General features: G+C 72.7%; 18 protein-coding genes. 6 read left to right on the top strand and 12 right to left on the bottom strand.

Features of this window, described 5'->3' with window-relative positions; translation table 11 throughout:
- Positions 1-24 precede the first annotated feature (24 nt).
- Genes ligD through ACIBN2_RS08485 form a run of 3 tightly spaced genes read right to left on the bottom strand, consistent with a single transcriptional unit; the run spans position 25 to position 4,609 of the window.
- Complete coding sequence (ligD, locus tag ACIBN2_RS08495) at positions 25-984, bottom strand: non-homologous end-joining DNA ligase (RefSeq protein WP_399133457.1); 960 nt, start codon at positions 982-984, stop codon at positions 25-27.
- Entirely contained in the window at positions 981-2,828 is a 1,848-nt protein-coding gene (locus tag ACIBN2_RS08490; protein WP_399133456.1) for a transketolase, read from the bottom strand. The genes ligD and ACIBN2_RS08490 overlap by 4 nt, the downstream gene beginning before the upstream one ends.
- Positions 2,825-4,609 carry an FAD-dependent oxidoreductase gene (locus ACIBN2_RS08485; RefSeq protein ID WP_399133455.1) on the bottom strand — a complete coding sequence of 595 codons (1,785 nt, stop codon included), beginning with the start codon at positions 4,607-4,609 and terminating at the stop codon, positions 2,825-2,827. Before ACIBN2_RS08485 ends, ACIBN2_RS08490 begins: the two co-directional genes overlap by 4 nt.
- 166 nt (positions 4,610-4,775) lie before the next feature.
- Between ACIBN2_RS08485 and ACIBN2_RS08480 the strand changes: the two genes are divergently transcribed.
- Both ACIBN2_RS08480 and ACIBN2_RS08475 read left to right on the top strand, forming a co-directional pair.
- Positions 4,776-5,735: an LLM class F420-dependent oxidoreductase gene (locus ACIBN2_RS08480; RefSeq protein ID WP_399133454.1), complete on the top strand. Its 960-nt coding sequence runs from the start codon at positions 4,776-4,778 to the stop codon at positions 5,733-5,735.
- A gap of 10 nt (positions 5,736-5,745) precedes the next feature.
- On the top strand, positions 5,746-6,837 hold the full coding sequence (locus ACIBN2_RS08475) for an enolase C-terminal domain-like protein (protein ID WP_399133453.1): 1,092 nt from the start codon (positions 5,746-5,748) through the stop codon (positions 6,835-6,837).
- Positions 6,838-6,914: 77 nt separating this feature from the next.
- Here the strand turns inward: ACIBN2_RS08475 and ACIBN2_RS08470 are convergent, their stop codons facing one another.
- Together ACIBN2_RS08470 and ACIBN2_RS08465 are read right to left on the bottom strand one after the other, a co-directional pair.
- Positions 6,915-7,928 carry an SDR family oxidoreductase gene (locus ACIBN2_RS08470; RefSeq protein WP_399133452.1) on the bottom strand — a complete coding sequence of 338 codons (1,014 nt, stop codon included), beginning with the start codon at positions 7,926-7,928 and terminating at the stop codon, positions 6,915-6,917.
- A 30-nt stretch (positions 7,929-7,958) separates the two neighbouring features.
- Entirely contained in the window at positions 7,959-8,486 is a 528-nt protein-coding gene (locus ACIBN2_RS08465; RefSeq protein ID WP_399133451.1) for a phage holin family protein, read from the bottom strand.
- 153 nt (positions 8,487-8,639) lie between these two features.
- Here ACIBN2_RS08465 and ACIBN2_RS08460 point away from each other — a divergent pair, with 153 nt between their 5' ends.
- Complete coding sequence (locus ACIBN2_RS08460; protein WP_399133450.1) at positions 8,640-9,188, top strand: hemerythrin domain-containing protein; 549 nt, start codon at positions 8,640-8,642, stop codon at positions 9,186-9,188.
- Positions 9,189-9,287: 99 nt separating this feature from the next.
- Positions 9,288-9,635: a VOC family protein gene (locus tag ACIBN2_RS08455; RefSeq protein ID WP_399133449.1), complete on the top strand. Its 348-nt coding sequence runs from the start codon at positions 9,288-9,290 to the stop codon at positions 9,633-9,635.
- A gap of 5 nt (positions 9,636-9,640) precedes the next feature.
- Here ACIBN2_RS08455 and ACIBN2_RS08450 read toward each other — a convergent pair whose 3' ends face one another.
- Positions 9,641-11,605, bottom strand: a complete 1,965-nt coding sequence (locus tag ACIBN2_RS08450) for a DUF5107 domain-containing protein (RefSeq protein WP_399133448.1) — start codon at positions 11,603-11,605, stop codon at positions 9,641-9,643.
- A 140-nt stretch (positions 11,606-11,745) separates the two neighbouring features.
- Here ACIBN2_RS08450 and ACIBN2_RS08445 point away from each other — a divergent pair, with 140 nt between their 5' ends.
- On the top strand, positions 11,746-12,093 hold the full coding sequence (locus ACIBN2_RS08445; protein WP_399133447.1) for a DUF6204 family protein: 348 nt from the start codon (positions 11,746-11,748) through the stop codon (positions 12,091-12,093).
- Here the strand turns inward: ACIBN2_RS08445 and ACIBN2_RS08440 are convergent.
- The 6 genes from ACIBN2_RS08440 to ACIBN2_RS08415 form a co-directional block, all read right to left on the bottom strand.
- Positions 12,065-12,640 (bottom strand): GNAT family N-acetyltransferase, encoded by a 576-nt coding sequence (locus ACIBN2_RS08440; protein WP_399133446.1) that lies wholly within the window; start codon positions 12,638-12,640, stop codon positions 12,065-12,067. The two genes, ACIBN2_RS08445 and ACIBN2_RS08440, sit on opposite strands and share 29 nt — an antisense overlap.
- 20 nt (positions 12,641-12,660) lie before the next feature.
- On the bottom strand, positions 12,661-14,421 hold the full coding sequence (locus ACIBN2_RS08435; RefSeq protein ID WP_399133445.1) for a CocE/NonD family hydrolase: 1,761 nt from the start codon (positions 14,419-14,421) through the stop codon (positions 12,661-12,663).
- Positions 14,422-14,564: 143 nt separating this feature from the next.
- Positions 14,565-15,500 carry an LD-carboxypeptidase gene (locus ACIBN2_RS08430; protein WP_399133444.1) on the bottom strand — a complete coding sequence of 312 codons (936 nt, stop codon included), beginning with the start codon at positions 15,498-15,500 and terminating at the stop codon, positions 14,565-14,567.
- Complete coding sequence (locus tag ACIBN2_RS08425) at positions 15,497-17,449, bottom strand: prolyl oligopeptidase family serine peptidase (RefSeq protein WP_399133443.1); 1,953 nt, start codon at positions 17,447-17,449, stop codon at positions 15,497-15,499. Before ACIBN2_RS08425 ends, ACIBN2_RS08430 begins: the two co-directional genes overlap by 4 nt.
- Positions 17,450-17,466: 17 nt before the next feature.
- Entirely contained in the window at positions 17,467-18,771 is a 1,305-nt protein-coding gene (locus tag ACIBN2_RS08420; RefSeq protein WP_399133442.1) for a M20/M25/M40 family metallo-hydrolase, read from the bottom strand.
- A complete protein-coding gene (locus ACIBN2_RS08415) occupies positions 18,764-19,597 on the bottom strand; it encodes a M55 family metallopeptidase (RefSeq protein ID WP_399133441.1) in 834 nt (277 codons plus the stop codon). Before ACIBN2_RS08415 ends, ACIBN2_RS08420 begins: the two co-directional genes overlap by 8 nt.
- Positions 19,598-19,905: 308 nt before the next feature.
- On the opposite strand from ACIBN2_RS08415, the gene ACIBN2_RS08410 reads away from it, so the two are divergent.
- Positions 19,906-20,886, top strand: a complete 981-nt coding sequence (locus ACIBN2_RS08410; protein WP_399133440.1) for an aldo/keto reductase — start codon at positions 19,906-19,908, stop codon at positions 20,884-20,886.
- Positions 20,887-20,892 lie beyond the last annotated feature (6 nt).

Raw genomic sequence — 20,892 nt, 5'->3', positions numbered from 1 at the left:
GCCGCTATGTCGGCGACCAAACATTCACGCGGTGCGCACCGCGTCCAGCCTGCGGCGGGCGGGTCCGAGAGCGCGGCCGCGGCCCATGACGCCGTCCCAGGGGTCGGAGCGGGCCTGTTCGACGGCGTCGGCGATGGTCCAGCGGCGGGCGTGCAGGGCCGGGTCGTCCAGCTGGGACCAGGCGATCGGGGTGGCCACAGGGGCGCCGGGACGGACCCGGACGGTGAGCGGCGCGACCGCGGTCTGCGCGTAGGCGTTGCGGCCGATGTCGAGGTAGAGCCGGTCGCCGCGCTCCTTCTTGCGGGCGGCGGTGGTGAGCCGGTCGGGATGCGCCGCGGCCAGGGTGTCCGCGACGTCCCGGGCGAAGGCGCGGACCTCGTCGAAGTCGTGGTCCGCGTTCAGCGGCACGACCACGTGCAGTCCGCGCGAACCGGTGGTCATCAGCCCCGAGGGCAGCTTCAGCTCCCCGAGCAGGTCGCCGAGGAGCGAGGCCGCCTCGCGCACCGCCTCGAAGTCGTCCCTGGGGGTCCCCCCAGGCCCTTCAGGCACTGGGGGAGGGTCGAGGTCGAAGACCATGCGGTCGGGCCGGTCGAGGCCGGCGGCCCGGGACAGCCAGCGGTGCAGCGTGACGGCGGCCTGGTCGGCGAGGTAGAGCAGGGTGGCGGTGTCGTCGCACACGGTGTGGCAGACCGTGCCGCCCTCCTTGGCGACCTCGACCCGGGTGATCCACTCCGGGTAGCTCTCCGGGGTGTTCTTCTGCATGAAGCGCGGCCCGTCGAGGCCGTCCGGATGCCGCTCCAGCATCAGCGGGCGGCCGCGCAGGTGCGGCAGCATCAAGGGCGCGGCGGAGCGGTAGTAGTCGGCCAGGTCGCCCTTGGTGTACTCCTTCGCGTCGCCGTCCCCGGGGAAGAGCACCTTGCCGGCCCGGTGGATCCGCACGGTGCGGCGCCCGGCCCGCACGGTGCGTACTGCGTCGTCACTCACCGCACGACCGCCTCCTCGACCAGCAGCTTCCCGGCTGCCGCGATCGCCTCGGCGTCGATGCCGGCCGCGTGCAGCTGTTCGTCCGGGGAGGCCGAGCCCGGCATCGTGCGGACGGCGAGGCGCACCAGCCGCGGCACGGGCCGCCCGTCGAGGAACGCGTCCAGGACGGCGTCGCCGATGCCGCCCTCCTCGTGGTGGTCCTCCACGGTGATCAGGCAGCCGGTGTCCTCGGCGGCCCGGCGCAGGGTCTCCCGGTCGACGGGCTTGACCGAGTACAGGTCGATCACACGGGCCTGGATGCCGTCGCGGTCCAGCGCGTCGGCGGCGGCCAGCGCCTCCGGCACGGTGACGCCCGCGGCGACCAGGGTCAGCCGGTCGTCGGACGAGGAGCGCAGCACCTTGCTGCCGCCGACGGGGAACTCCTCGTCGGGGCCGTAGATCACCTTGCTCTCGCCGCGCGAGGTGCGCAGGTAGCGGATGCCCTCGCAGCCGGCCATCGCGGCAACCAGCTGCGCGGTCTGGTTGGCGTCGCACGGGTACAGCACGGTCGAGCCGTGCACCGCGCGCATCATCGCGAGGTCCTCCAGGCCCATCTGGGAGGGACCGTCCTGGCCGATGGCGCTGCCGGCGTGGCTGCCGACGAGGTTGATGCCGGCGCCGCTGACGGACGCCATGCGCACGAAGTCGTAGGCGCGGGTCAGGAACGCCGCGAAGGTGCCGGCGTAGGGCACCCAGCCGCGCGAGGCGAGGCCCACGGCCGCCGCGACCATCTGCTGCTCGGCGATGTAGCACTCGAAGTACCGCTCGGGGTGCTCCTTGGCGAAGAACTCGGACCGGGTGGAGTCACCGACCTCGCCGTCGAGGACGACGACGTCGCCGCGTCCGCCGCCGAGGGCGGCCAGCGCCTCGCCGTAGGCGTTGCGGGTGGCGACCTCGTCTCCCTTGTCGTAGCGGGGCAGTTCGACGTGCCCGGCGCGGACGGCGTGCAGCATGCGGGCGGCGGGCGGCTCCTGCACCTGGACGCGCAGGTCGCGCCGGCCGCCGAGTTCGGCGATCGCCTCGTCGGCGTCCGGCAGGGGCTTGCCGTGCAGTCCCTCGCGGTCCTGGACGGCCTCGACGCCCTTGCCCTTGAGGGTGCGGGCGATGACGGCGGTCGGCTGTCCGGTGGTGGACAGCGCCTCGCCGTACGCCCGGTCGATCGCGTCCACGTCGTGCCCGTCCACCTCGATCGTGTGCCAGCCGAAGGCCTGGAAGCGGCGGGCGTAGGCGTCGAGGTCGTGCCCGTGCCGGGTCTCGCCGCGCTGGCCGAGGCGGTTGACGTCGACGATCGCGGTGAGGTTGTCGAGACGCTCGTACGCCGCCTGCTCGGCGGCCTCCCAGATGGAACCCTCGGCCATCTCGCTGTCCCCGCACAGCACCCACACCCGGTAGTCGGCGTGGTCCAGCCGCTTGCCGGAGAGCGCTATGCCGACGCCGACGGGCAGTCCCTGGCCGAGCGAACCGGTGGCCGTCTCGACCCACGGCAGCCTGCGCGGCGTCGGGTGCCCTTCGAGACGGCTGCCCAGCTTGCGGAAGGTGAGCAGCTCCTCGTCATCGATGGCGCCGGCCGCCTTGTACGCGGCGTAGAGCAGGGGCGAGGCGTGTCCCTTGGACAGGACGAAGCGGTCGTTGCCCGGGTGGGCGGGCCGCTCGAAGTCGTACCGGAAGTGGTTCGCCATCAGCACGGCCATCAAGTCCGCGGCGGACATCGAGGACGTCGGATGCCCGGATCCCGCAGCCTGCGCCGCACGCACCCCGTCCACACGCAACTGCTGCGCGAGCTCGACGAGTTCATCGGTGTTCATGAATCTCCCTCCGCGGGTATGTCGGTACGCCTGACGGGGCCGGGGGGTTCGACCGGCTCACCGCCGGGGTGGGTCTTGGCGGGTGCGCTGCTGGGCGGGGCCTTGGCGGGTGCGGCGTCGGGGTGGTTCTTGGCGGGTACGCCACCGGGCTGCTTCTTACCGGGCTCACCACCCGTCTTCTTCTTGGCCGTTCGGCCACCCGACCGGTGTTTCGCGGCCTGCCCGCCCGTCTGCTTCCTGGTTGCCCCACCGCCTGCGCGACTCTTCGCCGAGCTGCCGCCCGGCCGTTCCTTCGCGGGCTCCGTGTGCGACCGGCTCTCCGCGGACTCGCCGCCGGACGAACCCTTCGCGGGCGTGGCAGCCGGCTGCCCCTCGGCAGCCGGGGCGCCCGGCCGGCCCTCAGCCGCCACCGCGCCCGGCCGCCCCGTGGCCGACCCGCCGTCGGCCTCGTTCTCCTCGGGCGCCGCCTCCCGCTCTCCCCCGGGTACCCGGGCCAGCTCCGGTGATGCGGTGTCCAGGGGGACCGACCAGGAGCGGACGAGGCCCAACTGGACGCCCTGGCGGGGCAGTACGGCGTCGAGGAGCCAGTCCGCGGCGACGCGTATGCGGTTGCCGGGCATCGCCGCCAGGTGGTAGCCGCGGGTGACCGGTCCCGCCAGCGGGCCGGGCAGATGGATGCCGAGCGGGTTGGCCGCGGCCTTCGCGCCGCCCAGGTCGACCACGAAGCCCAGGTCGCGGTGGCGGTAGACGCGCCGCTCACCGGCGCCCAGGGACGCGGCGACGTTCTGCGCCACGACCTTGCCGTGCCGCCAGGCGTGCTGCGCGGTCATCGGCGTGTACTTCCCCGGGTCGTTCAGATCCGGCACCGCGGCGGCGTCACCGCACGCGAACACCTCGGGCCGGCCCGGCAGTTGGAGGTGCGGGTCGACGAGCAGCCGCCCGCGCTCCAGCGGCTGCCCGATGCTCTCGACGAGCGGATCCGGCCGTACCCCGACGCACCACACAAGGGTGCGGGTGTCGACGAACTCCCCGTCGCTCAGCAGGACTCCGTCATGCGTGGCCTCCTTCACGGAGGTGCCCATGCGCACCTCCACACCCCGTTGCCGCAGCACCCGGTCGGCGGTGCGCGAGAGCCGCTCGTCCAGTTCGGGCAGGACGCGCGGCGCGATGTCGAGCAGCAGCCAGCGCGGCCGTATGCCGTGCCGCAGCGGATGCTTGCGGACCTGCGCCTCGGTGTACCGCTGCCCCTGCGCCGCGACCTCGGTGCCGGTGTAGCCCGCGCCCACCACCACGAACGTGCACCGGGCGGCACAGTGGCCCGGGTCGTCCGCCGCGGCGGCGAGCTCCACCTGCCGGGTGACGTGGTCGCGCAGGTACAGCGCCTCGGGCAGCCCCCTGAACCCGTGCGCGTGCTCGGCGACCCCCGGGACCGGCAGCAGCTTGTTGACGCTGCCGACGGCCAGCACGAGCCGGTCGTAGGGCAGCGATCCGCGGTCGCCCTCGGGGCCGGTGTAGTGCACCACCCGCCCGTCGAGGTCGACGGAGTCCGCCTCCCCGAGCACCGGCCGGACGTGCGGCAGGGTGCCGGAGAGGGAGACCGCCACCCGCCGCGGTTCCAGGATCCCGGCGGCGACCTGGGGCAGCAGGGGCAGATACAGGAAGTAGTCGGTCGGGTTCAGCAGGGTGATGTCGGCCTTGCCCCGTGCCAGCCGGGAGAGGTCACGGGCAGTCCGGTACCCGGCGAAGCCGGCACCGACGATCACGATGCGGGGTCGAGCCACGGTTCGCCTCCGGCGCTGTCGCGTACGTCGTGCGGAGCCTTCCGCGTCCCCCTGGTCAGGGCGCCCAAACGGGTCGGGGCACCCGAAGGTGTACCGGTTGCCGCCCCGGGCCCCGGGTACCCGGGCGGCGTCCCCTTCGCACCCAAACCCACCGGAGGTGCCCCCCATGCCCGAGTACGGCTATTTCCTCTCCTGTGAGGAGTTCGGTCCCGCGGACCTCGTCGAGCAGGCGAGGATGGCCGAGCAGGCCGGGTTCCGGTCCCTGTGGATCTCGGACCACTACCACCCCTGGAACGACGCACAGGGCCAGAGCGCCTTCGTGTGGTCCGTGATCGGCGCCCTCTCGGAGGCGGTGTCGCTGCCGATCGAGACGGCGGTCACCTGCCCGACCGTACGGATCCACCCGGCGGTGGTGGCGCAGGCCGCGGCGACCTCGGCCGTGATGACGAACGGCCGCTTCCGGCTCGGCGTGGGCACGGGCGAGGCGCTCAACGAGCACATCCTCGGGCATGTCTGGCCGCCCGCGACCGTCCGCATGGAGATGCTGGAGGAGTCGATCCAGATCATGCGCCGGCTGTTCACCGGCGAGGAGGTCACCCACTACGGCACCCACTACAAGGTGGAGAACGCCCGCCTCTACACGGTCCCCGACGAGCCCGTCCCGATCGACATCTCCGGCTTCGGCCCGGCCGCCACGAAGCTCGCGGCGCGCGTGGGCGACGGCTACATCACGATGATGCCCGAGGAGCCGATGGTGGAGCAGTTCCGCAAGGGCGGCGGGGGCGGCAAGCCGGTCAGCGGCGGCACGAAGGTCTGCTACGGCACCGACCGCGAGGAGGCCCTGCGCACCGTCCGCGAGCGGTGGTTCAACCAGTTCCTGCCGGGCGAGATGAGCCAGATCCTGCCCTCGCCGAAACACTTCGAGCAGTTGGAGCCGCTGGTCACCGAGGAGATGGTGCGCGAGAACGCGGTGTGCGGGGACGACGTCGACGAACACGTCTCGGCCCTGACGGCCTTCGCCGACGCCGGCTTCGACCGGGTCTACGTCAACCAGATCGGACCGGATCAGCGCGGCTTCTTCGACTTCTACCGTACGAAGGTGCTGCCGCAGCTCCAGCAGTCGTGAAGGAGCGCCGATGAAACTGCACCGTCCCGTCGTGTCCGTGTACACCGTACCGACCGACGCACCCGAGGCGGACGGCACGCTGGCCTGGTCGTCCACGACGATGGTGATCGCGGAGGTGTCGGCGGACGAGACGACCGGCACGGGCTGGACGTACGGGCCCCCGGCGGTCGGGGAGTTCGTCCGCGACCAGCTCGCCCCGCTGCTGGAGGGCCGCAGCGCCCTCGACATCCCCGCCGCCCACGACGCGATGTGCCGCGCGGTGCGCAACGCGGGCCGTCCCGGGATCGCCGCCTGCGCCATCTCCGCCGTCGACATCGCCCTGTGGGACCTCAAGGCCCGCCTGCTCGGACTCCCCCTGGCCCGCCTGCTCGGCGTCTGCCGCGAGCGGGTCCCGGTCTACGGCAGCGGCGGCTTCACGACGTACCACGACACGCACCTGGCCGCGCAGCTCAACGGCTGGGTGCACGGGCAGCACATCCCGCGCGTCAAGATCAAGATCGGGGAGGGCTGGGGCCGGGAGGTCTCCCGCGACCTGGCCCGGGTCCGCGCGGCCCGCCACGTCATCGGCCCCGAGGCCGAGTTGTACGTCGACGCCAACGGCGCCTACACCCGCAAGCAGGCGGTACGGGTCGGCCGGGCCCTCGCCGAGCTGGGTGTCGGCTGGTTCGAGGAGCCGGTCTCCTCGGACGACCTGACGGGCCTCAGACTCGTCCGCGACGCGCTGGTGTGCGACGTCGCCGCCGGCGAGTACGGCTACGACCTGCCCTACTTCGCCCGCATGATCTCGGCGGGCGCCGTCGACTGCCTCCAGGCCGACGCGACCCGCTGCGGCGGCCTGACGGAGTTCCTGCGCGCCGCCGCGCTGGCGCAGGCGCACGGGCTGGAGATCTCCGCCCACTGCGCCCCGCACGTCCACGCCGCGGCGGCCGCCTCGGTCCCCAACTTCCGCCATCTCGAGTGGTTCCACGACCATGTGCGCATCGAGGACATGTTCTTCGACGGGGCGCTGGATCCGACGGGCGGCACGGTAGGTCCGCTGACCGGCCTCGGGCACGGCCTGACGCTGCGGACGGACGACGTGGAGGAGTACCAGGTGGCCTAGGGGGTGTCGCGGCACACGCGTCTGAGCCGGGAAGGCCCGGCCGGTTTCCCGGCCGGGCCTTCCCGGCTCAGAGTGATTCAGGCCCGCGCCTTGCGGGCCAGTCTGCCGGCCGCAAGCACTCCGGCGCCGAGGGTCAGGGCCGTCCCGACCCGGCCGCGGTTGCGGGACATCCAGTCCTGGGCGCTGTCGCCGTGCGACTCCTCGTCGAAGCGGCCGTGCGCCCCGAAGTCCCGTCCGTGCGGCCCGTCCGCCGGACTCCACAGGTTGCCCGGCTCGCCGTGCTCGCCCTTGTCCTGCTGGGCGTCGAAGCCGGTGCGGGCGAGGTAGCGGTCGAGCAGCCCGGGGGCGACCGCGTTGGCGAGCAGTGTGCCCACCGTCGAGCCGCCGACCCAGTACTCCCGCCGCCGCGCGTGGGACGCCGCGTGCACGACCGCCCGGGCCGCGACCTCCGGCTGGTACACCGGCGCGACGGGCCGGGCCCGCCCCGGCATCCGGCTCAGCACCCAGTCGAACTGCGGGGTGTTCATCGCCGGCAGCTGCACCATCGTCGTCCGCACCCGGGTGCCCGAGTGCAGCAGCTCGCAGCGCAGCGACTCGTTGAACCCCTGGATCGCGTGCTTCGCTCCGCAGTACGCCGACTGCAGCGGAATCCCGCGGTAGGCGAGCGCGGAGCCGACCTGCACGATCGTGCCCCGGTCCCGCGGCAGCATGTGGTGCAGCGCGGCTTGGGTGCCGAACACGCAGCCCAGATACGTCACTTCGGTCACCCGGCGGAACTCGTCCGGGGTGATCTCGGTGAACGGCGCGAAGACTCCGGAGAAGGCGTTGTTGACCCATACGTCGATGTGCCCGAAGGCGTCGACGACCTGCTGGGCCGCGTCGTGCACGGCCTTGGCGTCGGCCATGTCCACGGGGACGACCAGGGCCTCGCCGCCGGACCGCTGCACCTCGTCAGCGGCCGCGGCGAGACCTTCGCGTCCCCGGGCCAGCAGGGCGACCCGGTCGCCACGGGCGGCGAAGGCCAGGGCCGTGGCCCGCCCCACGCCGCCGCTGGCCCCGGTCACCACCACGGTCCTGCGGTGCTTCGGCATCGGTTCGCTTCCACCCTTGCGCACCAGGCATCACGCCCGGTGGTGCGGCTGCTCGGGGTCGCTCTCGCCGACGCGCGATGCCGTGGTCCCGGTGCCGTCGGGCGTGGCCGAGCCCGCCGTGGGTGCGACCGGCGGCACCGGCGGGTACAGCGTGCCCGCACCGGCGCCGGACGGGGGCGACGCGGGTGCCGAGCCGCCGACGACCCGGTCGCCCTGACCCGCGCCCGCCGCGAGTTCGGCGTCGTGTGCGGGGGTGGGCCGGGACGCGTGCGGCCGGGCCGCGCTGCGCAGGACGTAGGCGACGACGCCCAGGATCACCGCGGTGATGAGCGCGGCGGCCCAGTCGGGCAGGCCGATCGCCAGGGCCAGTCCCACGGCGAGCGCCACGGCCGCCCCCGCGTACAGGGCGACGGCTCCGGACGCTGCGTACAGCATCGCCGTACGACGCTGCTTGCGAGTCTGTTCGCGCAGTTCGTCGCGCACGGTCTCGCGCGCCACCTGCGCCAGCTCGTCGACCAGGTGCTTGTCCAGATGCTCCAGATGCTCCAAGCCTTCCATGCGTCCCCGGGTACCCGTACGGGCGTACGCATAACGCGCTCCGTCACGGCTGGAAAGCGCTGCGTCGGCCCCCGGCGCCCGGGTACCCGCGCCGCCGCACGACCGCACGACCGCACGGAAGAACCCTCACGGAACCCTCTACAGGAGAGCGCTATGACCGAGCGCATCGACGTCGTGGAGCTGCTCAAGGCGCAGCACACCCGGATACGAGAACTGTTCGACGAGGTGGCGAACACCAAGGGCGAGGACCGCAAGCGGCACTTCCACGACCTCGTCCGGCTCCTCGCGGTGCACGAGACCGCCGAGGAGGAAGTCGTCCACCCCTTCGCCCGCAAGAACATCGAGGGCGGCGAACAGGTCGTCAAGGACCGCATCGAGGAGGAGGAGAAGGCCAAGCGGGCACTGGACCGACTGGACGAGATGGACACGGACTCGCCGGAGTTCCTGGAGCGGTTCACGGCCCTGCGCCAGGACGTGCTCGCACACGCCGACAACGAGGAGCGCGAGGAGTTCGCGCACTTCCACGAGGTCGCCGACCGCGGCAGGCTGGTGACCCTGGCCCGCGCGGTGCAGGCGGCGGAGGCCCTGGCACCCACCCGCCCGCACCCGGGCACCGACACCGCCGTGAAGAACCTCGCGGTCGGCCCGGTCGCGGCCGTCATCGACCGCACCCGGGACGTCGTACGCAAGGCGATGGGCTGATCGGCGCGGCCGCCGGCTGATCCACGCCGGGGCGGCCGGGCAGGGGGCGATCGGGTGAAACGATCACCTTCCCCCGGCCGCCCCAACTAGGCTCGCCGCATGGACATTCTGGGAGCCACGCTGCGCGTCTGCGTCGACGACCTGGAGACCGCGGTCCCCTTCTACGAACGGCTCGCGGGCGGCCGGGCCCTCCGCTTCGAACGCGGCGGCGTCCAGGTGGCCGCCGTCGGCTGTTTCCTGCTGATGAGCGGGCCCGAGGCCGAGATCGAGGTGCTGCGCAAGGTCGCCGCGACGATCGCCGTCAAGGACGTCGACGAGGCGCACCGGGTGCTCACCGAGCTCGGCGCGCACATCATCGCCGGCCCGGTGGCGACACCGGCGGGCCGCAACCTGATCGCGATGCATCCGGACGGTGCGGTGTACGAGTACGTGGACCGCAACTCGTAGACCTCTCAGGACTCGGGGGGCCGCATCCTGAAGTCGTAGTGCGCCGGGAGCGGTTCGTCGGCCAGCCGTGCCCACAGCCGGCTGATGACCTCCGCGCCCTCCCGCAGGTCGGCGACCTCGAAGCCGGCCCGGAAGACGTCCCGCGCATCCTCCCGCCGCCCCTCCGCGAGCAGCAACTGCGCCTCCAGCAGCCGGAACCGGCCACGCTCCCGGGTGGCCGGGTGCAGCCGCTCGAAGACGGCGCGTGCCTGGTCCGTGCGGCGCGCGGTGAGCAGGGTCTCGATCGCCTCGCGGCCGAGCGCGGCCGTGGCCGCCGTCCACCGGTCCCCGTTGTCGCGCCGCTCGTGGCACAGGTCGTCGAAGGCCTCCGCGTAACGGTCCGCGGCCCGCTCGTGGTTGCCGGCCTCCCGGTCGGCGACGGCCAGGCAGCGCAGCAACGGCCAGAGGGACGGCGCGAGTTCGAGGGCCCGCTCCCAGCTGCGCACCGCCTGCGCGAGGTCGCCGTCGTGCCACTGGGCCACACCCAGGTGGTACTCGGTGAGCGGGGTCGCGGGCGTGGTCTCCAGCATGTCCCGCCAGTGCGGGGCGACGAGTGTCTCGCCGGGCGGCCGCACCCGGCGCGGCTCGGGCAGGGAGCCGGCGCGCAGCAGATGCAGCCAGGGCTCCTGGGCCTCGCCGAGGGTGCTCTCCTCGAAGGGTGTGCCGGGCAGCTTGAAGCCTGCGCGCAGCACTTCGAGCGCGCCCCAGCCGGAGCCGGTGGCGAGGATCTCGCCGGGTTCGGTGTCGGCGTGCGGTGCCCAGGCGGCATGGGCCGCGTCGACGCCGGCGCGCGGCAGCGCGGCCTCCAGCCGGGCCTCGGCCCCGTCCACGACGGCCGCCCAGGAGGATCCGTCCGGCGCCGCGTCCAGCGGCCCGTACGCCTCCAGCCAGCTCACCTCGCTCTCCGCCTCCAGCCGTACGTGCTCCAGCTGGGTACGGGCGAGCCCCGCCTGGATCTCGCAGTAGCCGCCGGTGCCCGGCTCGGTGAGCCAGTCCTGCCAGCGCCGCCCGCCGTCGCCGGTGCCCCAGACGAACAGCTTGCGGCCGCGCAGCACGTCGGTGGAGGTCTGCACCAGACCGTGCCCGTCGGCGTCGAGGGCGGCGATCCACCGGCGCCGGTCCCCGGGCAGTTCGTAGAAGTAATCGGCGGCGTAAGGGCTGTTGAGCGGATACGTGCGGTCGATTCCCTCGTACGACGGCACGGGCACCCGGCGCAGCCGGTGCTCGTAGCCGAACTGCCATGCCTCCTCGGCGGGTGCCAGGACCCGGCGCTCCTCCGGCACGGCGATGTTGGACCACCAGTAGACCGGCGCCGGCCGTTCGTGCGGATTGCGGATGCGGACGCCGACGTACAGGAAGTCGGAGTGCCTCGGCAGCCACAGGTCGATCTGGAAGGGCAGGTCGCGCAGCCGCTCCCACTCCCACAGCCGGAGCATCTCACCGCCGTCGGGGGCGGGGACGCGGGCGGCGTGCAGCGGGGCGCAGGACAGGGTGGTGTGGCCGGTGGCGCCGATGTTCCACTCGATGCCGCCGGAGTACCAGGCGCCGTTGAGCGCGAAGTTGGCGGGCTGGAACACGGGGTTGCGGTAGAGGAGTTCGCGGCCGGTCGGCTTGTGCAGGAGCGAGGCGATCCGGCCGCCGAGGCCGGGCAGGACGGTGGCGCGCAGCCGGTCGTTCTCGAGCACGAGGGCGTCGATGCGCCGGGGCTCGCGCGCTCTGCCGTAGCCGTCCCGCACGCGCACCGGGAGCAGGCTGCGCAGGGGCTCGTAGCCCGCCTGCCGCGCCATGTCGCGCGGCAGCTCCTCCAGGTCGCGGTCGTCGATGCGGTGTACCTCGTGGAGCAGCCGCAGCGGGGGCAGGGGGTTGTCCGGACCCAACTGCGCCGCGGGCAGAGTCAGTACCTCACGTCGGATCGTCGTCACGATCACCATGGAAGCCGCTCGCCGGTGAGCTGACCAGGGGAGGTATCGGTCAGGATTGCGCAAAGGCGCCGGCGAGGAAATTCCGCGTGGGGGCCGTCCTCGCCGACGTACAGTCGGGCCTTCGACGGACATGGAGCACGGGAGCAGGGATGAGCGAGCAGCACACGTACCGGGTGATCGTCCGGGGCACATGGGACGGGCTGACCGACGATGCCCGGCAGCGGCTGCTCGCCGAGGCCGGCGAGCACGGCATGACGAGCATGCGGTTCGCCGAGGAGGGCTCGCTGTCGTACGAACCGGCGCCGCTGAAGCACTTCTCGATGCGCTACGTCGTGGTGTCCGACGCGGCGGACGGCGAGGAGATGGCGGCCGCGATCGCCGAGGACCGCGCCGAGGCCGCGCTCACCGGCCTCGGCTACGGCTTCCGCGACCTCAGGTCGACCGTCACCGACCTCGACGCCATGAAGATCAACCGGAAGCCCGCATCTCGACGGTGATCGCCCACCGCTCGTGGTCCCGCCAGTCGCCGTCGATGTAGATCATCTTCGGTGAGAAGCCCTCGAGGCGGAAGCCGCAGGAGCGGGCCAGGGCGATGGACGCGGCGTTCTGCGGCTGCACGTTGATCTCCAGCCGGTGCAGCCGCATCGGGCCGAAGGCGTGGTCCACGACGAGGTTCAAGCCCTCGCGCATCAGCCCGCGCCCGGCCGCGTGCGCGAAGGCGCCGTAGCCGAGCGCGCCGCACTGGAAGCCGCCCTCGACGATGTTGTTGATGTTGACGAAGCCGGCGATGGCCCCGCCGCCGTGTTCGCCGCCCGTCCGGCCCTCCTTCTCGCAGACCAGGAACCCGGCCTTGGTCGGGTCCTCGATCAGCCGGCTCGCGTACGCGGTGTAGGCGCTCGGGGAGTCCGGCGGGAACAGCCAGGGCTGGTGCAGCTCCTTGCTCTCGCGGGCGCGGGCGCTGAACTCGGCGCCGTCCTCGTAGCTGAAGTGACGTATGCCCACGCGGGGGCCTTCGGCGAGATAGCGGGATGCGGTGTGCGGCATCCCGCCACCCTACGGCGGGGTCATCCCCCCAGCACGGGCAATTCCAGGGCCCCGGTGTCCCCGGGCGAGCTGACCACGGTCACCGGCTTGATCCCCCGGTTGCCGAAGTACGCGTCGTCGCTCGCCGCGATCACGAACCGCAGCCGGTGCCCCTTCTCGTAGCGGTGCACGATGCCCGGCAGCGTCACGGTGAAACTTTTGCTCACGTCCGGCACCCGGACCGGCGCGACCAGCCGGTGCACCAGCGTCTTGCTGCCGTCGGGCGCGATGTCGTAGAGCTTGGCGAAGAGCACGAGCCGGTCGGCGGCGTTGCCGGAGTTCTGGGTTCGCGCCGCCGTCGGGGAGAGGACCTTGAGCGTGGCCCGGGGCGCGCCGACGACGTCCGTGGCGCGGGCGAGCGGTGCGCCGGTCCAGCCGAGGTAGGTGCCCGCGGTGTCGTACGGCCCCGGGTCCGGCAGCCCGATGGTCCCGGCCAGCGAGCTCTCCGAATGGCTCGTGGGCGTCAGCAGGTTGGCGTACGTACGGCTGCCGCGCGCTACCTTGCGGCGGTTGTCGACGAGCTTGCCGTCGCCGGAGAGGTAGTAGGTCCGGCTGAGCGCGGGGAGCCGGCCGGCGGTGGCGTAGGTGTGGGCGGGGTCGGTGATCCAGTCGCGGTAGTAGGCGAAGGCCGGGCTCGTGTCGGTGTTCCGCCCGTGCAGATAGCGGTCGAACCAGGAGAGGATTCGCCTGCCGACGTAGGAGGACTCCAAGTTGCCCTTGCTGAGGTCGAGTTCACCGCTCGCCGGGTCGGTGATGCCGCCGCTGTGGCCCCACGACTGCCAGATCATCTTGGCGGTGGTGCCCTGCGCCGTGAGCGTCCGGTACGTCGCGGCCGCCTCGTTGAGGTTGAACAGGCTGTCGGCCTGTCCCTGGATCAGCAGGGTGGGCGCCTTGACCCGGCTGAGGTACGACACCGGGGAGACGCTGCGGGCGTAGGCGAGCATCGCGGCGGTCGGGGCGGAGCGGTAACTCCCGGAGTTCAGCGTGCGGATGGTGTCGCAGGCCTTGGTGACGAAGTGCAGGCAGGTGAGGTTGTTGTAGCGGGAGGGGTCGAGGTTCGGCTGGGTCAGCGGCTGGCCCTCGCCGATGAGGTAGAAGCCGTTGGTCCACTGCCACTTGAAGGCTCCGGGGACGGCACTTGAGGCGTTGTTCGGGTCGAGCGAGTAGGCGAGGTCGTGCCAGGTGATCAGGGGGACGAGCGCGTCGACGCGGTGGTCGACCGCGGCCGTCGCCATCTGGATGGCGCCGCCGTACGAGCCGCCGATCATGCCGACCCGCGGGTCGCCCGCGCGGTCGAGGGTGACGTAGTCGGCCCGGGTGCCGTCGTCGGCGGCGCGCCTGCCGCCGAGGAAGTCGATGAGCCGTGAGGCGGCCGTGCCGTCGATGCCCGGGTCGTCGAGCGAGATCAGGCAGCCGGACCTGCCGAAGCCGAGCCCGGAGTAGATCAGGGACACGTAGCCGCGCTCGGCGAAGGCCTTGCCGATGCCGTCGGTCGAACCGTCGGACTTGCTGCCGCCGAAGCCGTTCGTGGCGACCACGGCCGGGGCGGGGTGGGCGCGGTCGACGCCCGCGGGGCGGTACAGATCGGCGTCGACGGTGCAGCTTCGGCCGCCCGCCTGGACGGTGAACTTCAGCGCGGAGACGGTGTATTGGCCGGTCGAGGCCGCTGGAGCGGTGAGTGCCAGGGGTGCGGTGAGCGCCGCGCCCAGGGCGAGGGCGAGGACGGCTCGGGATCTGGGCACGCGTCGGGACACTGAGACCTCCACACTCGGGACAGCCCTGCTTACCGACCAGTAAGTACCGGCCGGTTGTCATGGTGTGACACGTGTCAGACGAGGTCAATCGCCCAGTCGGGTGTTGTTGACGGATATTCAGTGAAGGCCGGTCAGCGCAGGGCCGGCTGATCGAGCGTCAAGGTACCCGCGTCCGCGTCCAGTTCGGCCGTCACGCCCAAGGGCACCGTCAACGCGCCCGCGCAGTGCCCGAATCCGAACTCCTCGACGACGGGGACGCCGAGGCCGGCGAGCCGGTCGACGAGCACCGTGCGCACGGCGTCATAGGGACCGCACTCCTCCCACGACCCGAGCGCGATCCCGGTGATGCCCTCCAGCCACCCGCTGCGCTGGAGCTGGGTCAGCATCCGGTCGACGCGGTACGGGCGTTCGCCGACGTCCTCGAGCAGCAGCAGCCCGCCCCGGGCGCCGTCGCGGGCGTGCGGGGTGCCGAGGTCCGTGGCGAGCAGGGCCAGACAGCCGCCGACCGTGACGCCCCGGGCCCGCCCGGGCGCCAGGGTCGCGCCGGCGGACGCGATGACGCGGGCCTGCTCCGGTGCGAACAGCGTGGTCCGCAGGTGCTCCTGCGCCCGCGCGTTCTTGATGAAGTCGACGCCCGCGGCGGCCGGGCCGTACAACGTGACCAGGCCCAGCCGGCCGGCGAACGCCTGGTGCAGGGTGGTGGCGTCGCTGAAGCCGACGAACACCTTGGGCCCGGCGGCCCGCATCGCCTCCCAGTCGAGCAGATCGACCATCCGCTGCGCCCCGTACCCGCCCCGGGCGCACAGCACCGCGTCCACCGACGGGTCGCACCAGGCGCGCTGCAAGTCGGCCGCGCGGTCCGCGTCCGTGCCCGCCAGGTAGTCCAACTCGCCGTGCCGACCCAGCACATGGGGTGCCACCACGGGGTCGAGGTCCCAGCCGCGCAGCACGTCGAGCCCCGCCTGCACCCTCTCCTCGGGCACGGTCCCGCTGGGGGCGACGACGGCCACGCGGGCGCCGGGCGCGAGCCGGGACGGCCGCCGCAGTTCCTTGACGTGCTCGCTCACTTGGACAGCTCCAGGGTCGGGACGCCCTGCGAACTGAGTCCGAACACCTGGGCGTACAGGGAGAGTTCGGACTCCAGGACACGGATCATGGTGTCGGCACGGCGGAACCCGTGCCCCTCGCCCTCGAAGGCGATGTACGCGTGCGGCACGCGGCGTCCCTCCATCCGTTCCAGGAACCGCTCGCACTGCGCGGGCGGGCAGATCACGTCGTCCAGGCCCTGGAGCAGCAGGAAGGGCGCGGTGATGCGATCGGCGTGCTCGGCGGGCGAGCGCTCCGCGTACCGACCGGGCACCTCGGCGAGCGGCCCGACCAGCGTCTCCAGGTACTGCGACTCGAAGTCGTGGGTCTCCCCCGCGCCCCAGGTCGCGAGGTCGAGGATGGGGTACAGGATCGTGCCGCAGGCGTACAGGTCGGTGGCGGTGAGCGAGGCGGCCGTGGTCCAGCCGCCCGCGCTGCCGCCGCGGATCGCCAGCCGCGCGCGGTCGGCGGTGCCCTCCTCGGCGAGCGCCAAGGCGACCGCCGCACAGTCCTCGACGTCGACCACGCCCCACTGCTCGCGCAGCCGGCCCCGGTACTCGCGCCCGTACCCGGTCGAGCCGCCGTAGTTGACCTCGGCGACGCCGATCCCGCGGGAGGTGAAGTAGGCGATCTCCAGGTCGAGCACGAGGGGCGCCCGGCTGGTGGGGCCGCCGTGCACCCAGACGACGTAGGGCGGCAGTTCCTCGCCGGGGGCGACGCAACGCGGGTTGTGGGGCGGGTAGATGTGCGCGTGGATGTCGCGTCCGGCGGGTCCGGTGAAGCTGCGGATCTGCGGCTCCGGGTAGTAGGCGGGGTCGACGGCGTCGTCGTGCTCGGCGCCGATCACCCGGGCCCGGCCGGTCCGCGTGTCCAGCTCCACGACCTCGTACGCGCTGCGCGGACTGGCCCCGACGGTGACGACGCGCTCGCCGTGCACCGCGAGCGTGGAGGCGAACTCGGTCCAGGGACCGGCCGCGTCGACGACCTCGCCGGTCTCGGGGTCCAGTATCCCGAGCGCGGTGGCGCCCCGGCCGTGCACGACGGCGATCGGGCCGCCGGGCAGCGGGGCGAACCAGCGCTGGCCGAGCTTCCACAGCGGCCCGCCGAACTCCTCCTCGCGCGCGCAGAGCGGAACACCGTCGCGGTAGAGGTTCCACCAGCCGGTGCGGTCGCTCGCGTACAGCAGCGCGCCGTCGGCTGCCCACTCCGCCTGGGCGATCGACTCGTCCGATCCCCCGGCGACCGTGCGCGCCTGGCGAAAGGTTCCGGCGTCGTCGATCCCGGCGACGATCAGCTCCGTGCCGTCCCACGGCATACGGGGATGGTCCCAGGCCAGCCACGCCGCGCGCCGCCCGTCGGGCGAGAGGCGGGGCCCGGTGACGAACCGGTGCCGGGCGTCGGTGAGTTCGCGTACGGCGTCCCGGTCCTCGGCCGCCGAGCCGTCCAGCGGCACCGCGGCCGGCACACGGCGCACGTCGGTGGGCCCCTCGCCGGTGAACTCCTCCAGCACTCCCCACACTTCACCACGTTCGATGAGCACCTGCGGCTCTGCCCAGCGCAGCCCGCCGCCCACCGGCGACACCGGGGTGAGGGGGCGCGGGTCGCTTCCGGGCTCGTAGCGGTAGAGCCGCTGGTCGGCGAAGTTCACGAACACCACGAGCGGCCGGCCGTCCACCACGGTGCCGGCCCAGGGCTCACCGCCGTACTCGATGACGCGGCTGCGCACGTTCCAAGGGGCGGGCAGCACAGCCTCCTCGCTGCCGTCGGCGCGCCGCCGCACCAGGGTGCGTCTGCCGCCCTCGGCGGGCCGGGGCTCGGTCCACCACGCCTCGTCGCCGACGAAGCCGACGAACTCGGGGCGCCCGTCGTGCGCGGCGGCGAGCGCCGCGTGGATGGGCGAGGGCCAGGATCCGTATGCCAGCGTCTGCACGTTCTCCCCCACCTTGCTCAGGCCGTCCGCAGGAACCGGTCGAGTACCCGCACGCCGAAGTGCAGTGCCCCGACCGGCACTCTCTCGTCGACTCCGTGGAACATGGCCTGATAGTCGTAGCCCGCCGGGAGCTTCAGCGGCGTGAATCCGTACCCGGTGATGCCGAGCCGCGAGAACTGCTTGGCGTCCGTGCCGCCCGACATGCAGTACGGCACGACGTGTCCCTCGGGCGCGAACTCCTCGAGGGCCCAGCGCATCTTCGCGTACGTCGGCGAGTCCACCGGCGCCTGGAGGGCCACTTCGCGGTGGTAGAACTCCCAGTCCACGCCGGGGCCGGTGAGTCGGTCCAGGGTGGTGCGGAACTCCTCCTCGGTGCCGGGCAGAAAACGGCCGTCGACGTAGGCGACGGCCTCCCCCGGGATCACGTTGACCTTGTACCCGGCGTCCAGCATGGTCGGGTTGGCGCTGTTGCGGACGGTCGCCTCGACCAGCTTGGCGGCCGGGCCGAGCTTGCGCAGCAGCCCGACCACGTCGTCCACTTCGTCCTCGAGACCGTAGAGCGCGGCGAGTTGGGCCAGTGAGGCCCGCACGGTCGGGCTCAGCCGCAGCGGCCACTCGTACTCGCCGATGCGGGTGACGGCGGCCGCGAGGCGGGTGACCGCGTTCTCCTCGTTGACCTTGGAGCCGTGTCCGGCCCGCCCGCGTGCGGTGAGCTTCATCCAGCCCGTGCCGCGCTCACCGGCCGCGACCGGGTAGATCTGCCGGCCGCTGCCGTCGTGGAAGGTGAAGGCCCCGGACTCGCTGACGCCCTCGGTGCACCCTTCGAAGAGCCCCGCGTGCTCGTCGGCGAGGAACCCGGAGCCGTCCCGGGCGCTGTCCTCCTCGTCGGCGGTGAACGCGACGACGATGTCGCGCCGGGGCCGGACGCCCTCGCGCGCCCAGGCCCGCACCATGGCCAGGATCATCGCGTCCATGTTCTTCATGTCGACCGCGCCGCGTCCCCACACCACCCCGTCGACCACCTCCCCGGAGAAGGGATGCACCTTCCAGTCCTCGGACTGGGCCGGGACGACGTCCAGATGACCGTGCAGGAGCAGCGCGCCGGCGGACGGGTCGGTTCCCTCGATGCGGGCCACGACGTTGGTCCGCCCCTCCGTGCGCTCCAGGAGCGTGGGTTCGAGGCCCGCCCCGGCCAGCTGCTCGGCCGCGTACTCGGCGGCGGGCCGCTCTCTGCAGTCCCCGCCGCCGCGGTTGGTCGTGTCGATGCGGATGAGATCGGAGGTGAACCGGACGACCTCGTCCAGCGCCTGCCCGTCAACCATATTGCTCCTCCACCGCGGCCGAGACGATCGTCGTGACCGCCTTGAAGGTACGGATGCACTCGTACATGGTGGCGCTGGTGTATGCCACCTTCCGCTCGCCGATCCGGTCCACGCCCGGCACGACGGTGGCGGACATCGCGAGGTGCTCGGCGTCGAACTCCAGGGCCATGGTGAACGGCCCGGCCTGCACCGGCTCGTGACGGACCGCCAGCCGCGCGGCCTCCTTGGCGGCGGCCCGGATGTCGGCGGCGGTCCTGGCCGGCGTGCGGCACACGGCGGCGTACCGCGAGACATGGTCCTTGACGGCGACCTTCAGCGCCTCGGGCGCGTATCCGAGGGCGTCCTCGCACGCCACGTCGTCACCGGTGACGAGGACGACGGGCACCCCGAACTCGGCGACGACGTGCGCGTTGAGCAGCCCCTCGCTGGCTCGTACGTCGTTCAGCCAGACGCCGGTGAGGGAGTTGGCGAGATACGTGTGCGCGAGGACCCCCTCCATCCCCGCCCCGGCGTGATACCCGATGAAGGCGATCCCGTCCACGTCCCCGTGCTGCACGCCCTCCACCATGGACAGGGACTTGTGCCGCCCGGTGAGCATCTCGGTGCGCTCGTCCAGCCGTTCCAGGAGCAGGTTGCGCATGCTCCAGTGGGCCTCGTTGACGAGGACCTCGTCCGCTCCTCCGTCGAAGAACCCCAGCACGGCGGCGTTCACGTCCGAGGTGAACATCGAACGGCACCGCTCCCACTGCGCGGTCCCCGGCAGCACGTCGGCCGGCCAGGTCACCCCCGTGGCGCCCTCCATGTCGGCGCTGATCAGGATCTTCATGGTGCGTCACGTTACGCGCCGCGGCCCGGACCGGCCAGGAACGCCGTCGTCTTCTCGCGCTGCGCGCTGATCACGCCCGGGCCAGGGGTCACCGGTCAGGTCACCGATCTGCACTGCAAGCCAGGGCCTCCCACGTGCGAGGAAGCCGGTCCTGGCGGACGCACCACCGGTCTTTGACTCCCCCGCCGGCGCCGCTTACGTTTTCGATAGTCGACCGGTCGGCTGGCGATGCCGCCGCTCGCTGCACCCCTATCTTTTCGAGCCGTCCGGCTCTCTCGACCATCCGACATGAAGACGGAGCAGACAGCATGCGCAACACCACCCTCGGCACCCACGGGCCGGAGGTCGGCGTCGTCGGCCTCGGCGCGATGGGAATGAGCTTCGCCTACGACATGGCCACCCCACGCGACGACGCGACGTCCGTCTCGGTCATCCACCAGGCGCTCGACCTGGGCATGACCCTGATCGACACCGCGGACGTCTACGGCCCATACACCAACGAGGAGCTCGTCGGCCGCGGCCTGGCCGGGCGGCGCGAGCGGGCGGTGATCGCCACCAAGGTCGGCCTGGAGGCCGTCGATCCCACCGGCGGCCCGGGCGGTTCGCCGGTGGTCAGGCCCAACGGGCGGCCCGAGCACGTCCGTTCCGCCGTCGACGCCGCCCTGCGCCGCCTGGGCACCGACCACATCGACCTCTACCAGCTCCACCGCATCGACCCCGAGGTCCCCGTCGAGGAGACCTGGGGTGCCATGGCCGAGGCGGTCGCCGCCGGGAAGGCCCGCCACCTGGGCCTGTCGGAGGTCACCGTCACCGTCGAGCAGATCCGGCGTGCCCAGGCCGTGCACCCGGTCACCACCGTGCAGGCCGAGTTCTCGCTGTGGACCCGTGACGTCCGCGACGAGGTACTGCCGTACTGCACGGAGCACGGCATCGGCCTCCTGCCGTACTCGCCCCTGGGCCGTGGTTTCCTCGCCGGTCGCTTCTCCTCCTTCGACGAACTCCCGCAGAACGACCAGCGGCGGCGCCTGCCGCGCTTCCAGCAGGACAACCTGCGGGCCAACCTCGACATCGCCGCCAAGGTGGGCGAGGTCGCCGACCGGATCGGTGCCACCCCCGCCCAGGTCGCCCTCGCCTGGCTCCTCGCCCAGGGCCCGTACGTCGTCCCCATCCCCGGCACCAAGACGCCGAAGTACCTCGCCGACAACGCGGGCGCGGCGGATGTGCGGCTGTCCCCCGCGGACCTCGCCGAGCTCGACGCCATGCCCGCCCCGGTCGGCGCCCGGTACTGACCGACG

The organism is Streptomyces sp. NPDC050534 (assembly GCF_044457745.1).
In the GTDB taxonomy this organism is placed as follows: domain Bacteria; phylum Actinomycetota; class Actinomycetes; order Streptomycetales; family Streptomycetaceae; genus Streptomyces.
This window is presented reverse-complemented; position numbering and strand designations above follow the sequence as displayed.